Annotated in this window: 10 protein-coding genes; all 10 read left to right on the top strand. The window is 43.9% G+C overall.

Translation table 11 applies throughout. From position 1 onward, the window contains the following. Positions 1-11 precede the first annotated feature (11 nt). Complete coding sequence (locus LOZ80_RS04410; protein ID WP_238170276.1) at positions 12-2,705, top strand: RICIN domain-containing protein; 2,694 nt, start codon at positions 12-14, stop codon at positions 2,703-2,705. A gap of 213 nt (positions 2,706-2,918) precedes the next feature. Next, complete coding sequence (locus tag LOZ80_RS04415; protein ID WP_238170277.1) at positions 2,919-4,730, top strand: sensor histidine kinase; 1,812 nt, start codon at positions 2,919-2,921, stop codon at positions 4,728-4,730. A 1-nt stretch (position 4,731) separates the two neighbouring features. After that, positions 4,732-6,339, top strand: coding sequence for a response regulator transcription factor (locus tag LOZ80_RS04420; RefSeq protein WP_238170278.1), 1,608 nt, complete (start codon positions 4,732-4,734; stop codon positions 6,337-6,339). Positions 6,340-6,555: 216 nt separating this feature from the next. Further along, a complete protein-coding gene (locus tag LOZ80_RS04425) occupies positions 6,556-7,911 on the top strand; it encodes an ABC transporter substrate-binding protein (protein ID WP_238170279.1) in 1,356 nt (451 codons plus the stop codon). Between the two features lie 89 nt (positions 7,912-8,000). Further along, a complete protein-coding gene (locus LOZ80_RS04430) occupies positions 8,001-8,885 on the top strand; it encodes a carbohydrate ABC transporter permease (RefSeq protein WP_238170280.1) in 885 nt (294 codons plus the stop codon). Positions 8,886-8,898: 13 nt separating this feature from the next. Beyond that, positions 8,899-9,711, top strand: a complete 813-nt coding sequence (locus LOZ80_RS04435) for a carbohydrate ABC transporter permease (RefSeq protein WP_056619182.1) — start codon at positions 8,899-8,901, stop codon at positions 9,709-9,711. 309 nt (positions 9,712-10,020) lie between these two features. Next, positions 10,021-11,697 (top strand): type 2 periplasmic-binding domain-containing protein, encoded by a 1,677-nt coding sequence (locus LOZ80_RS04440; protein ID WP_238170281.1) that lies wholly within the window; start codon positions 10,021-10,023, stop codon positions 11,695-11,697. A 72-nt stretch (positions 11,698-11,769) separates the two neighbouring features. Continuing rightward, positions 11,770-12,744: an ABC transporter permease gene (locus LOZ80_RS04445; protein ID WP_238170282.1), complete on the top strand. Its 975-nt coding sequence runs from the start codon at positions 11,770-11,772 to the stop codon at positions 12,742-12,744. Positions 12,745-12,757: 13 nt separating this feature from the next. Then, positions 12,758-13,669, top strand: a complete 912-nt coding sequence (locus LOZ80_RS04450; protein WP_238170283.1) for a carbohydrate ABC transporter permease — start codon at positions 12,758-12,760, stop codon at positions 13,667-13,669. Positions 13,670-13,795: 126 nt separating this feature from the next. Further along, entirely contained in the window at positions 13,796-15,313 is a 1,518-nt protein-coding gene (locus LOZ80_RS04455) for a response regulator transcription factor (protein WP_238170284.1), read from the top strand. The last annotated feature ends 16 nt before the right edge of the window (positions 15,314-15,329 follow it).

The following is a 15,329-nucleotide window of genomic DNA, read 5'->3' on the forward strand; positions in this document are numbered from 1 at the left end:
GGGAACAGAGTATGTTGTTAAAAATTAGATCAAGGCAAAGAAGGTTGTCCTTGCAGGCGGTACTTCTCGTCTTCACTATGCTGCTTGTATGCGTTACAGTTCCGGCACCGACTTCTGCAGCGACGCAAGCCCAATATTACGTCTCGCCTAACGGCAACGACAGTAATGCGGGAACGCTTGCCTCGCCTTTCAAAACCGTGCAGCACGCGAGGGACGTAGTACAGACGATCAACGGTAGTATGACGGGCGATATCATCGTATTTCTTCGTGGCGGCAACTATCCCGTGACGAGTTCTATCGACTTCGGTCCTAGCGACTCCGGCACGAATGGAAATCGGATCATCTACCAAGCCTATCAGAACGAAACTCCAGTTCTAAACGGTGGGGTCCAAGTCACTGGCTGGTCGCAACATAGCGGAAACATATGGAAAGCACCGCTCACCCGAAGCAACAAATTGCGCTCGCTGTACGTGAATGATAAAAGAGCGGTTATGGCAACCAAAACGGTCAGTTCCGCGGGTTGTTACGGAACCTACAACGTTACTGCTGGAACAGCACCTTGGGCATGGGAATCTGGTTCGCAATGCGACGGAGCCAAATACAGTCAGAGCGACTTCCCGGCAATCACTTCCAATCAAGACGATATCGAGATCGAAACGCGGACGACGTGGACGACCTCCATTGTTGGAGTTCGCCAAGTGACGGTGAACGGCACCAATCGTGTGGCCCTTTTCCAGCAACCTGGTGCGGCGATTGCTCAGGGCGCTTACAACGGCAATTTCCAGATTAACGGAAGCCACAAGCTCATGAATGCTTATGAATTTCTGGATACACCGGGCGAGTTTTATTTTGATAAATCCAACCAAACCGTTTACTATTATAAAAGCCCTTCCGAAAACATGACGACGGCAACGGTATTTGCCCCCAACAATTTAGAAACCGTCCTTAACCTAAAGGGTAGCTCGACGAGCAATCATGTACGTAATCTTACGTTTTCGGGCATCACCCTCTTAAATTCAGATTGGAAATTGACGAATGTCGATGGCTCCTCATTTAAACAAGCACAACAAGGCAATCTTGTGAATACAGCCTATGCTAAACAAAATTTCCATGACTATACCTATCGAAATTTGGACTTGATGCCCGGTATCGTGAAAATCGCGAACGCGGATGGCATACTGCTGGAGAAAAATACTGTAAAGCACACCGGCGCTGACGGCATCTCTTTGATCAACGATGTCAAAGACTCAAAGTTGATCGGTAATTTGATTAGCGATATCGGCGGATCCGCAGTCAATGTGGGTCATCCCCAGCACGTGTATATTGGGGATTATACATCATCGAACCGAGAAAAATTTTCTGTTAGTTTAGAAAGCGTTTGCAAAAATATTGATATCAAAAATAACTATATGTATGATTCCGCGGTATTGTTCAACGGCAGCGCTGCCGTTTCAGGTTATTTTACGGATACACTTAACTTTCAACGCAACGTCATCGAAAAAACGCCTTGGGCAGGCATCTCTCTCGGGTGGGGATGGTGGAATTTTAACGGCTCTTCTAGTTCCGAACGGCCAGGCGTCGCGACCACGACGGCTCAAAACAATAACATCAGTTACAACCAATTTATCGACACTGTGCAGACATTGGACGATACCGCTCCAATCTATACGCTCGGCAGTCAGCCGAACACCGTCATCTCTAATAACTACATTAAGGGTGTGCCGTCCGGACATAAATACGGCATGCATCCAGACGAAGGCTCCGCCTACATTGCTATCCAGAATAACGTCTTGAATATCAACCCGGGGGTAACCTGGACGCTGAATTCCGATAATTTTGGCAGCAAGCACGATTTGACCTTTACTCAGAATTATGGAACCGTTAATAAAATCTCCAATTATACGCTACCAAATAGTGTCATTAATGACGCAAGCGCTTTTTCCGATAACATATGGCCGATTCAAGCCTATAACATTGCATTGAATGCCGGATTAGAGGACGCGTACAAAAATCTTGTGACACCGTCGCGTGTGCCTTTGCAAGATTATGTTCTGCCTGCTAGCGTGTTCGTAACCGGCACTGCAACAATCGGCATACGTTCTACGGGTGATGCGAGCAAATCCGTTTGGCTTGCGCCATCGGGAACGACGAATTTCGCGGAAGGTGCCTCCATGACCAGAGCGAGTGGAAACGCAACCTCCATCACTGCTCCTCAGACAGCAGGCAATTATAAAGTGTTCGTTATTGATGCTCAAGGCAACCGCTCTTTGGAATCCGCGTCGCTTGTAAGAGTGAACGGTGGTTCGTATGTCAGGATTCGCAATGCGGCTTCGGGACTTTACATCGACGGGGTAAGCTCAACCACTAACGGAGCAGATGCCGCCCAGTGGAGCGACAACAGTTCCTCCAACGCCCAACAATGGACGATCGAAACGTCGGGAAGCTACGTGTTGATTAAAAACCGGCAAACTGGATTGTATCTGGACGGCATGGCTCGGACTGGAAATGGCGTCAATTGCGGACAATGGAGTAACAGTGGCAGCAGCAATCAACAATGGACCGTGGAAAGTTCTGGAAGCAACGTTCGCTTCAAAAACCGCCAAACCGGCTTATACCTTGACGGTATGGGACGAACGAGTAACGGTTCTATCCTGGGACAGTGGGGCGACAGCAGCAGCAGTAACCAGCAGTGGCAGATTCAGTAATTGACTATTGAGAGGTTTCGCTAGTTTAATGCCCAATAAGCTGCATGTCTCTTAAAGGATGACATGTGCTTATTGGGCTTTTCATGCAAAAAATTTGCGCAAGAATGAATATTGTATTGTTAATTTCTTCCTTATATAATGATGGGATGAGTTCGTTTAACGGTGAACGCTTACATTAAAGTTTGTCTGCTTCTGTTGAAAGGTGGCATCAATATGAAAGGGTATAAGCAATATTTCAATGGGATCTCGATTAAAAACAAAATCTTCAGCACGAATATTTTGATTATTATCCTTTCGATTTCAATTATTGCGCTTTTTGCCAACATCGTCTCTCAAAAAGCAATTATCGAGAAAGCAGTCAAAAATTCGTCAAGGGAACTCGTTCTCATTGACAATAACCTGCAGACATTAATCAATACAGTCGAAGATTATTCGAAAATATTGGCAACCGATTACAGGCTGCAAAATGAACTCTATAACGATTTCTTAGAAAATAATAACTTATCGACCTCTCATAATGTGGGGGGATTAGATAATTTATCAATGAAAAAGACGCTCTCTGAAGTCATTAGCAATATTGTTGAGCCCAATACCAATATCAAAGCGGTAAGTGTTCTCACCTCGAATCATCAATGGGTCGATGTAGGCTTTGCGGATAATGAGTTTGCTTCCCGTATATTCGGATCCGGCCCAGAAGCCACCGATCATTCCTTTCAGCCTGTCTTGACAGGGTTAATGAAGTTCAAATTCCGCTATGCAGGGGATGACAACGTATTTGCTGTTTCCAAAACGGTGATCCATAAAGATACTGGAAAAACGGTTGGCTTGGTTGTTTTATACGTCAAAGAAACGGTTATCGCCTCTATTTATGAACGAAAAATGAACTACAAGGGAGGAAATTTCTATATACTCGATCAATATGGGAAAATCATCTCCTCCCAGAATAAAGCTAATTTGTACCGGGATTTCAAAGAGGCAACCTCGATATCAATTCCTAATTCGACACAAGAAGAAATAAGCTTCTTTCAAGGAAACGGGAGCGAGAAGGTGCTGGTATCTACTCACCGATTGGAACCATTAGAATGGTCGATTGTAAGTGTTATTCCAATTGATGAAATTACGGTGGAGCGCAAAGAAATTAACAAATTAATTATTTGGATCGGCTCATTATGTCTATTGCTCGCATTTATTGTTTCCTATCTGTTGTCCCGATCGATCACGAGGCCGATCTTCCAACTTTCCAGAACGATGAGAGATATTCGGACTGGCCATTTGACGGTCAGAAGTTCGTACCAATCCTCGGATGAAATCGGTTATTTAAACGATGTTTTTAATAATTTGATGGACCGTATCGAAGAACTATTGGCCGAAAATGTTGAGGAACACAAGACGAAGGCCGAGATTGAATTCAAATTGCTGCAAACGCAGGTGCAACCCCATTTCTTGTATAATACCCTTGAAACGATCATATCGCTTATTAAGCTGAATATGAAAACAGAAGCCATTACAGCAGCGAAATATATGGCTAATTTCTATAAAATTTCGTTAAGCAAAGGTAATGATATTATTACGCTTAGAGAAGAAATGCAACTATCTGAGAGCTATTTGGAAATTCAGCAATTGCGCTATGTGGAGTATATGGAATATACAATGGATATTGACGAGGAAATTATGTCGTGTTCAATTTCGAAGTTAACGCTGCAGCCGATCGTGGAAAACGCTATCTATCACGGACTTAAGAGAAAAAAGGAAAAAGGCTTATTGAGGATCACTGGGCGCCGCTTGGGTGACGAGGTGCGTATTGAAATTTACGATAACGGCGTGGGAATAGAAGAATCGCAAATAAAGGGATTATTGCGGGAAGTTTCTGACTCCAATGAAAGAACTGGCTTCGGAGTCAGAAGTGTCCATAATCGGATTAGAATGCTGTATGGGGACAGATACGGATTAGAGGTAGAAAGCGAAATAGGCTCATATACCAGAGTTACCATCCGTTTGCCCTTCAAACCATTGCGGGAGGTATGAGATGTTAAAAGTGCTCATTGTCGATGATGAATACTACTTTAGACAAGCGTTGAAAATTTCATTGCCTTGGGAAGAGTTGGGTTTCCAGATCGCCGGCGAAGCGAAGAATGGAGAGGAAGCTCTATCATTGATGTCTGAGATCGGTCCGGATATCGTCTTAGTAGATATTAATATGCCCATTATGGACGGCATGGAATTTATTCAGAAAGCCAAACAATGTAAGCAGGAAACTAAATTTATCATGTTAACAGGTCAAAGCGAGTTTGTATATGCCAAAATGGCTGTGCAGCTTGGGGTTTTTAATTACGTGCTCAAGCCAATTGACGAAGATGAACTTACAAGCTCCCTACTTGAGATTAAGAATCTGATTTACAAGGAGCACTCCGTAAAGCTGGATTATGAACACTTAAAGAAGCAGGCCAAAGAGCATATGCCGATGTTGAAGGAGCGGTTATTGAATGAATGGCTGCAGGGGAGCAGAGTTATAGACCCCTTGTCTTCTACAGAACGCTTGCAGTATTTGGGCATCAATCTGGATGCTCCATTTCATATGGTGGTCGTAGCCGATATTGATTCGCAAGATGATCTTGTTACCAAAGAAGACATGCATATTCGCAAGCTGGCCGTTCAAGATATTGCCCAAGAATTTATTCAAAACACATATCCGTTTGCTAGTTGCCACGATACGAACGATCGGTATGTTATGATAATTGGCGTTCCTAACGCTTCTTACGACAGAATGGAAGCGATTAGTGAAGCAATTAGGAAGTCGGTTCAGGCGACTCTGGGATGTACCGTAACGATCGGTGTTGGCAATGGATACCCTGCCTTTGAATCGATATCCGTGTCCTACCAAGAAGCGCTATTCGCTTTGAAACATCGGTTTGTTTTAGGCGGCAATCAAGTTATACTTCATTCCATGATTGCCGAATCGGGTATGAAGGTCAGTCTATTCTCCGTAGAAAGGAGAATCGGACTGTTGATGAGTATGCGAATTGGTAATCTCACTGAGGCAGAAGAGTGGCTCACGACTTTTTTCAAGGATGCTCGTACCAAGAACGCTTCCACGGAAATGCTGTTTGTTGCCGCACTTGAAATCGTATCCACTTGTTTGGAGTTTTTGGATGAGATGTCTCAAAGCTTCGAACATATATTTCAGGATACGGCTCAAACTGATATATTTCAGTTCATTCAACAGATGAACTCTTTTGGCGAACTGGAGAGATGGGTTCGTAACCTGATTCTCAAAGTGATTGCACATGTACATGGCAGGAAGCAAAATAGAGCGGTCAAAGTCGTGGACGAGGTAAAATCGTATATTCAAAGTCATTATGGAAATGAAGAACTACGTATCGTAGATCTCGCAAAGAGTGTCCATATGAACTACAATCATCTCTGTTATGTGTTTAAAAAAGAAACCTCCATTACAATTAACGACTATTTGACCGAAATACGCATCACGAAAGCAAAGGGACTTTTCGATCAAGGAGAGAAGATCGTACAATACGTCGCAAGTCAGGTCGGGTATGCAGATGCCAATTATTTCGGTAAATGCTTTAAGAAGTATATTGGAATTACCCCCAGTAAGTACGTTAACAATATCCAATAGCGTAGTTTTAAGAAAACGGCATAATGAGGCATTTATCGATAATGTCTCATTGCGTCTTTTTTTTGCAATTGCAAACAATTTTCCTTTCTGTCCGAGAATAGTCTCTGTAATTATTTATATGGAATCCGTAGAATGAAATTAAGGATGATACCGCTTCCATTGAGGGATCAACCAAATAGATACAATACTCTTTGATCAAACTTAGGAGGTCAACAAATGGTAAGAACAGTAAAGGTACTCGGCACTTCTCTGATGGCAGGTATGCTTCTCGTTTCAGCAGGTTGTAGTACGAAGAATGAAGCCCAACCTTCCGCAACCCCCGGAAATTCACCAACCCCGGCGGCAACGGCAGAAAACAAGGCTGGGAGTAATAAGAAGGTAAAGCTGAGAGTTGTAACGATCACAACGGACGAGAATCGCAATAACATCATGGAAAAGCATATTAAACCGAACGTTGCCAAGGCGTTTCCGAACGTAGAAATTGAATTTGAGCCGGGCGGCGGGGGCGAAGATATGGCGAATAAACTGAAAACGTTTAACGCTGCAGGTGATATGCCTGATGTATTCTGGAACGACGCAGGTTACTTTACGCCATTGAACAATACCGGCAGTATTATGGATTTAACCTCACCGATCACCAAGGACGGGTTTTTGAACAAATACGCGGTTCCTGATGCATTGAAACATGTTGACGGAAAGATTTACAGCTTGTCTTCCGGAGCGGATACCTATTTCACGCCGGTCATTTTCTACCATAAGGACATGTTCGAGCAAGCGGGCGTGCAAGTACCGAAGACATTCGACGAATTCATCGAAGTATCGAAAAAACTAAAAAGCAAAGGCATGGTACCTGCTGTTACCCCAGGCAAAGATGGATGGGGACCGAAGCTTTTCCTGCTTCAGCAGATGATCCAAATCGGTGATCCGCAAGCGATGGCAGACCTTGTGAGCAATAAGACAGACTTCAGTAATCCAGCGGTCAAGGCAGGGGTGTCTCGCATTGAGAAGATGGTTAAGGAAGGTGTCTTTCCGGAAGGTATTGCTAATCTGGATTACGGTCCAGCCAACGAAATGTTTACATCTAAGAAGGCAGCTATGTACATGATGTTTACTTGGGAGCTTCCGAATTTGGCGAAAGATGATACAGTCGATTTCTTCCCGTTCCCAAGTGCTAGCGACAAATACGACCCAACGAAGCACGTTCAGTTCTGGGGATCTCCACTGAACGGATATGCCGTTAGCGCAAAAACCAAGTATCCTGAAGATGCAGTAAAGTTGGCTGAATTTCTGGCGATGGCAGACGCTCAATATTTCGAATCTACGGGTGCCCCAATTGCCTTGAAGACAGGCAATACAGTGGCGGAACCTAAGCCGTTAATGAAGAAATTCATTAACTGGTACAATCCTATCCCTACCAAAATTGCTTCACTCGCACTTAACTCGTTGGATGCAAAAACATCGGCAGAGCTTGCGACGCAAGGGGCGAAATTGCTGACGGGACAATATCCAGCTGATAAGTTTAGTACGGATATGGGCAAGATCTGGAGTGAAAATACGTGGTTTAAAAAGTAAATGATCTAAGTTCATTTCATAAACTGAATTCCCCTTGGAACTTTAAGTTCCGGGGGTATTCTATATCAAATCAGACGGTGGAGAGAGCCATGAACAAGTACTACAGTACCAAAGTGTCCATATTTGTATTTTCCGCACCTGCGTTGATTCTGTTTAGCGTTTTCTGTGTGTATCCACTCTTGCCTGAAATTTGGATGAGTTTGAATAATCATGATGGTTTTCGAAATTTAGGGTTTGTTGGTTTGGATAATTATAAGGATATCCTAGCTTCTGCTTCTTTCTGGACAGCTCATAAGAATACGTATCTAATTGTTGGGATTTCCGTCTTTCTGGGTTTACCGCTTTCCTTAATGTTTGCTCTTTTTATGGATGTTCAAACTCCAAAGTTGCGTCGTTTTTTTAAAACGTCCGCCATGCTTCCCGCCATTTTGTCAGTTACGGTCGTCGCAGAAATGTGGATATCCTTCTATGAACCAACCTATGGGTTATTTAACAGTATTCTGAGATCCATAGGTCTTGAAGCTTGGACTCATTCCTGGCTTACTGAAAAGAACACTGTGATGCCAAGCATCGGATTGACATTTCTATGGCAATATATTGGGCTGAACGCCATGCTATTCTATACGGGAATCAAGACGATCCCCAAAAATTATTACGAAGCTGCATTAATTGATGGTGCTAGCTTTACCCAAGTCTGCTTACGAATTACGATTCCACTGCTTCAAGATGTAACGAAATACGTATTAATCTTGTCTGCGTTAGGTTCCATGGCATTCTATTCGCAAGTCCGCGTCATGACAGCCGGTGGTCCGGGAGATTTGTCCAGGACGGTTATTTACCAAATGTATTATGTGGCATTCGAAACGTCAGAATTTGGTAAAGGAACGGCTATTGCGGTTGTATTTATTCTAGAGTGCCTATTCATCTCCTTTCTGATTCAACGGTTCGTCGCCAGAGAAAAACTGGAGTTTTAAGGAGGAGACCATCATGAAATACTTAAGCCGTGTATTTTGGCTAGCGATAGGCTGTACATTTCTGTTTCCCTTATACTGGATGATTACAATGTCACTTAAGTCCAAAAGCGAAGCTTATAATAATCAATTCGGCATTCCCTATTCATGGGATTGGATAAACTATAGTGAAGCGTTGTCAAAATATCATTTCTTTGTTTACTTCGAGAACAGTTTGATTTATACCATAGGGACCATTGCAATCACACTGACGACGGGGAGTATGCTTGCGTATTGCCTGAGCCGAATGCAATGGAGATTCAATTCGGCGGCACTACTCTATGTGTCCTTAGGGTTGATTGTGCCTATTGAAGTTGTATTAATTCCATTATTTCAATTAATAAAATGGTTACATCTTAAGGATAGTTATTGGGGTCTCATATTGCCGTATTCCGGATTCGCAATCGCTTCTTGTGTGCTGATGTTATTTGCCTTTCTCCGTTCACTTCCTAAGGAATTGGAGGAAGCTGCTTGTATAGATGGGACGAACGTTTATCAGACATTCTTCAGAATTATTTTTCCGATTGTCACGCCAGCGCTAATGACACAATGCGTTCTATTGTTCATGCGCATTTGGAATGAGTTTCCGCTTGCTTTCATTATAGCTTCAAAAGATCAATTCAGGCCGTTAACTGTCGGCTTGCTAAGCTTCTTCGTTAGCGTCGGTGTTTCAGACTGGGGACTTATTGGTGCAACGATGGTGCTCTCGAGTTTACCTATGATTATTGTATATATGATAGGTAATGAAAAGATTGAAAATGCATTGACGGCAGGAGCTATTTTGAAGTAACACGGAGATTACATACCAGAAATACAAAGCAGCAGCAGCCAAGGACGAGAAAATAAAGTCCTGAACTGCTGCTGTTTTATTGAACAAAATTTCTTGCATGAGCACAATGCTGGTGTTATACTTCTTGCGAATTTCTTTCGCGAATGGCTTCTTCCGTTCGTATTAACAGCTGTAATTCGTAGGGGTAAGACCTATACTCTGTGAATTGTAAGCGTATTCTTGATGCGTATAATAAATAGTGTAAGCAAATAAATGATTAACTTATACAAACATGTAAGATCATGGAGACAATAAGGGAGGATTAGAAAAATGGTTAAGAAAATAAAACGACCTGTCTTAGCAGCATTGGTACCTGTTCTGGCTCTAGGATTAACGTTGACAGGATGCACCGACTCGAAGGATGCGGCAAGCAGCACCTCTTCGCCTAGCGATAGTCAGGCAAGTCCAGCAGCAACGAAAAATGACGTGATTAAGCCAGTTGCATTATCTGTGTTCATTGGTGGCCCTGGTCAACAGCCGACTCCTGACAACAAGATCTACAAGATGATTAAAGATAAAACTGGCGTTAGCCTAAAAATGGAGTTTCTTGTCGGTGACCTGCAGCAGAAGATGGGCGTTATGATTGCCGGCGGTGATTATGCGGATATTATGTCCGGGGATGATAAACTAATTGCGGCCGGTGCTTTTATTCCCCTCGAGGACCTGATTGAGAAGTACGCACCGAATTTGAAGAAGCACTATGCCTCCGTGTGGAATCAGATCAAAGATCCTGCTAGCGGTCACCTTTATGCTATGCCGGCTTACGGCGTGTACAGTGGTCAAGTTAACGATACTGCGTATGGAGGACCAGGCTTTTACCTGCAAAAGGATGTCCTGAAGGAAATGGGTTACCCAACTCCAAAAACGTTGGACGAATATTTCGATATCATTGCGAAATACAAAGCGAAACATCCAGATATGATCGGGTTCGAGACGTTGAGCTTCGACTGGAGAAAATTCCCGCTGCTTAATCCGCCAGAGCATTTAGCTGGTTACCCAAATGACGGTGGTGTTATCGTCGATAACGGGAAAGCGCAAATTTTTGCGGACAAGGATATTGCCAAGACCTATTACAAGAAGCTGAATGAGATCAATGCGCAAGGCTTGATGGATAAGGAAGCACTGGTACAGAACTACGATCAGTACTTAGCGAAAATTGCCAGTGGCCGCGTCATTGGGATGTTTGACCAGCAATGGAACTTTAACGATGGAGAACTTTCTTTGAAATCACAAGGTAAATTCGGCAGCACATACGTCGGGTTCCCGCTATTATATCCAGGCGCTACAGAGCACTACCGTGACCGTCCAGTTGTGAACATCAACCGTGGATTCGGGATTTCGACGAAAGCCAAGGATCCGGTTCAAATCATCAAATTCCTTGATGCGCTAATGACCGAAGATTGGCAGAAGACACTCCAATGGGGTATTCAAGGCGAGGATTATGAGGTGAAGGACGGGAAGTTCTACCGTACCCCTGAACAGCGTGCGAAAGCAGACGATAATACATGGAAGCTAGCGAATAAAGCGGATGCGTTCTTGGGTGGCCTGCCTAAGATGCAAGGGTCGTATAGTGACGGAAATGCAACTGATGCGGGATCACAGCCACAGGAATTTTTCGAGAGCTTGAAGCCGCAGGATCAGGAAGTGCTGAAGGCATACAACCATAAGACATGGGCAGAGTTCTTCAAATCACCTGTGGAAAATCCCATATACTACCCAGCGTGGAGTATTGATCTCGTGGATGGTTCACCAGCCAAAGTGGCCAATCAGAAGATGGAAGACCTTGCCGTCAAATATTTGCCGAAAGCTATTATGGTCAAACCGGATGAATTTGAAGGTGTATGGAAGGAATATGTGGATCAGATTTCCAAAAGCAATTTCAAAGCCATCGAAGATCGTATCAATGAACAAATTAACTGGCGTATTAAGAATTGGAGCAGCAAATAAGAGAATAGAACATGCAGTAGAGTGGGGGAGACTCAGGGTCTTCTCCGCTTTACTTCCTAGGAGGGAATGTCGATGGCCGAGACCATACTGTCCAAAAGACCAAAGAAAGAGCAAAAAATTGATCCGGAAATCGGCGTCGGTTTAAGTTGGAAGACGATCAAAAATCAGAAGCAGTTAATTCTGATGTCGTTTCCCATCGTGATTTATATTCTGATTTTCAATTATGTACCGATTTGGGGCTGGTTGATGGCGTTCCAGAATTATCGTCCGGCTTTGAAATTTTCCAAACAGCAGTGGGTGGGGTTGAAGCATTTTAAATTTCTCTTTCAAGATGATACGTTCTTGACTGTGCTTCGCAACACGCTTGCCATGAGTATGATCAATTTGGTTCTTAGCTTTGCAACAGCCATTATTTTAGCTCTTTTACTGAATGAAATTAAAGTTCGTTTCTGGAAACGGTCCATCCAAACGATTTCTTATCTGCCTCATTTTCTGTCGTGGATCATTGCTGCGGGTATTGTAGCGACTTCCCTATCCGTTGATGATGGAATCGTTAATCAGCTGCTGATGAAGATGCACATCATCACAGAACCTATCATGTGGCTTAGCGAGGGGAAATATTTTTGGGGGATTGTGGGCTTGTCTAATGTATGGAAAGAGGTGGGATGGAATACGATCATTTACCTTGCAGCTATCACCTCGATTGATCCGTCGCTGTATGAGTCTGCCGGAATCGACGGTGCAAACCGTTACCAGAAGATCCTGTACGTCACACTGCCTGGGATCAAGTCGACATTTATCATTCTATTAATCATGAATATCGGACATATTCTGGATGCAGGCTTTGAAATTCAGTACCTGCTCGGCAATGGATTGATCGTCGACTGGTCGCAAACGATTGATATTTTCGTTCTCAAGTACGGGATTGCTCAAGGCAACTATTCGCTGGCCACTGCGGCAGGTATTTTCAAAACAGTTGTAAGCATAATCCTTATTCTAATTGCAAATTCTACCGCCAAGCGCCTTGGTGAAGAGCGGTTGATATAAAGGAGAGATGACGATGGGAACAACGACTGCGCGCAGAATTCGGATAGAGCCGATTCTGTTCCATACGATTAACGGCATCTTCATGCTCGTTCTTGCTATAGTAACATTATATCCGTTCCTTCATACACTAACGATTTCATTTAATGAGGGCAATGATGCGCTTCGGGGAGGCATCTATATATGGCCTCGTTCATGGTCATTGCAAAATTATAAGGCGATTTTCCTTTCAGGTACGATTTACCATGCGGCGTGGATTTCAGTCGCTCGTACGATTACATCGACGGTGATAGGTGTATTCCTTACCGCCATGTTAGCGTATACACTTGCACAGCCCCACTATCTTTTTCGTAAAATCATCGGTTTAATTTTTGTGTTGACGATGTATTTTAATGCGGGATTAATTCCTAACTACTTTCTAATCAAAAGCTTGGGACTTTTGAATAACTTCTGGGTGTATGTGCTCCCGGGAATGGTGAATGCATTTAATCTCATTGTCATTCGGACGTATATTCGAACGCTTCCATCAGGCTTGGTTGAGTCTGCGAAAATGGACGGAGCCGGTGATTTCACCATATTTTTGAGGATTATCCTCCCATTGTGTACGCCAGTGCTAGCGACCATTTCCTTGTTTATTGCGGTTGGATCTTGGAATACCTGGTTCGATACGTTCTTGTATGCTTCGTCTGATTTGAAGCTGAGTACACTTCAGTACGAAATGATGAAGCTGCTTGGATCAACGATGAGCAGCAACAACGATCCCGGTCTGATGGCAGGGGCAAACACAAATCAAACGAAGGCCATGGTTACGCCTTCTTCCATACGTGCTGCGATTACGATTGTGGCAGCGGTTCCGATTCTATTCGTTTATCCTTTCCTGCAAAGGTATTTTATCGTCGGAATGAATCTTGGAAGTGTCAAAGAGTAAGCAGTAGTAAACCATGATGATAATCATTTTCCGTTTCAGCTCGGAGCTGGGACGGTTTTTGCTTTATTTAAACGCATCCTATCCTTTATAATAGCCATATCGACTCCCTGAAATGAGGTGTATCCCATGTTAAGGGTCATGTTTGCTGATGACGAGCCCTACATGCTAGAGGGACTGCGGTTAATGATTGATTGGCATAAGTTAGGCTTTGAAGTATGCGGGGAAGCGTTGGATGGCGAAGACGCATTAGCCATGATGGCGTCGACACGGCCTCATTTGGTGCTGACGGATGTTCGTATGCCTGTCATAGATGGATTGGAACTGATTGAACTAGCTGCCAATCTACACCCTGAGGTGGAGTTTATTATTTTGAGTGGATACGCAGATTTCGAATATGCCAAAAGAGCTATGCGACATGGTGTGGCTAATTATTTGATGAAACCTTTAAATGAAGGGGAGCTTGTTGCTGCAGTGGAAGCGGTCGTAAATACGATTCAGGCCCGTGAAACTCACAATCAGTACGAAAGTGCTGCCTTGGATCGCTTACGATTGGAAACGATTTCAAAACTGATGCAGGGAGAAATCGGGCAGAAATGGATGGATCAGGCGAACGCCTTGTTGAATCTTCATGAAAGTTCCAGCATTCGCTGCATCTTACTTGAACCTGACGTTCAGGCACAGGCCCAATTGAATCTGAAGCAGGTTATTGAGGATATGATCAAGCTTCCTCAAGCGACATTATTTCCATTTGGCATTGGCATAGAACGACAGGGATTCTTGCTGGTCTCGGGGCCAGAGGCGCCTGTACCTTCTCCCGCAATAATTATAGAGTTAGTTGCTGGTGTCCGAAATAAGTGGGGCAGTTCGCTCTCGTTTTCAGTAAGCGGCGAACACAAGGGACCGCATGCGTTAAAAGAAGCATTCCGTGAGGGACTTATGGCGGAAATGTGCAAGTTCCCTTCTGGAGCTGAAGGGATCTACATCTATCAGGGAGAGCAGTCAGTTGAGACGCTGCCTGCATTTGTTGGAATGACGGAATCCATCCTAGATGCCATAGGGAGCGGGTGTTCAGAAACGGTGCGAGCCCATGTGCACCAATTATTCGTCGCGCTTTCGAGGCAGTCTGTCTCTGAATCTTGGGTGAGAGCTTATTTAGGCAATATTAAGCTTGAAATTCTTAAGGCTATTACCCAATCCAGCGGTGAGCCTGTATGGGCTCCAAATTGGATTGCTCCAACCGTTCCAATGGATATCAGCCTCTTGGAACGCAAGGTCATGCAGGAATTCTTGCAAGCTGCAGAGTGGATAAGCCTGAAGAAGGGTATAGGCCAAGATGCCGTCATTTCGGCAGCGGAGGACTACGTTAAATCGCATTACAGCGAAAAGCTGCAACTCCAGCATGTTGCAGAGCATTTTCGGTTGAATCCGGCCTACTTTGGCCAGAGGTTCAAGAAACAAGTCGGCCTCACCTTTAATGAATATTTACATGTCGTACGAATTGACGAAGCCAAAAAATTACTTCGTCGTGAAGAACTGAAAATATCCGATGTCGCCGATCGTCTCGGTTACTCAGATTCCGAACAGTTCGTAACCAAATTCAAGGCACTTACCGGCCTGTTACCCTCATCTTACAAAAAGGGCTAATATACGACTGACAAGG

This window comes from Paenibacillus sp. HWE-109, from assembly GCF_022163125.1.
Classification (GTDB): domain Bacteria; phylum Bacillota; class Bacilli; order Paenibacillales; family NBRC-103111; genus Paenibacillus_E.

Coding starts and splice junctions, on each gene's coding strand:
- LOZ80_RS04440 (WP_238170281.1), top strand. CDS start 10,021: ATGGTTAAGAAAATAAAACGACCTGTCTTAGCAGCATTGGTACCTGTT.
- LOZ80_RS04435 (WP_056619182.1), top strand. CDS start 8,899: ATGAAATACTTAAGCCGTGTATTTTGGCTAGCGATAGGCTGTACATTT.
- LOZ80_RS04445 (WP_238170282.1), top strand. CDS start 11,770: ATGGCCGAGACCATACTGTCCAAAAGACCAAAGAAAGAGCAAAAAATT.
- LOZ80_RS04425 (WP_238170279.1), top strand. CDS start 6,556: ATGGTAAGAACAGTAAAGGTACTCGGCACTTCTCTGATGGCAGGTATG.
- LOZ80_RS04420 (WP_238170278.1), top strand. CDS start 4,732: ATGTTAAAAGTGCTCATTGTCGATGATGAATACTACTTTAGACAAGCG.
- LOZ80_RS04430 (WP_238170280.1), top strand. CDS start 8,001: ATGAACAAGTACTACAGTACCAAAGTGTCCATATTTGTATTTTCCGCA.
- LOZ80_RS04455 (WP_238170284.1), top strand. CDS start 13,796: ATGTTAAGGGTCATGTTTGCTGATGACGAGCCCTACATGCTAGAGGGA.
- LOZ80_RS04410 (WP_238170276.1), top strand. CDS start 12: ATGTTGTTAAAAATTAGATCAAGGCAAAGAAGGTTGTCCTTGCAGGCG.
- LOZ80_RS04450 (WP_238170283.1), top strand. CDS start 12,758: ATGGGAACAACGACTGCGCGCAGAATTCGGATAGAGCCGATTCTGTTC.
- LOZ80_RS04415 (WP_238170277.1), top strand. CDS start 2,919: ATGAAAGGGTATAAGCAATATTTCAATGGGATCTCGATTAAAAACAAA.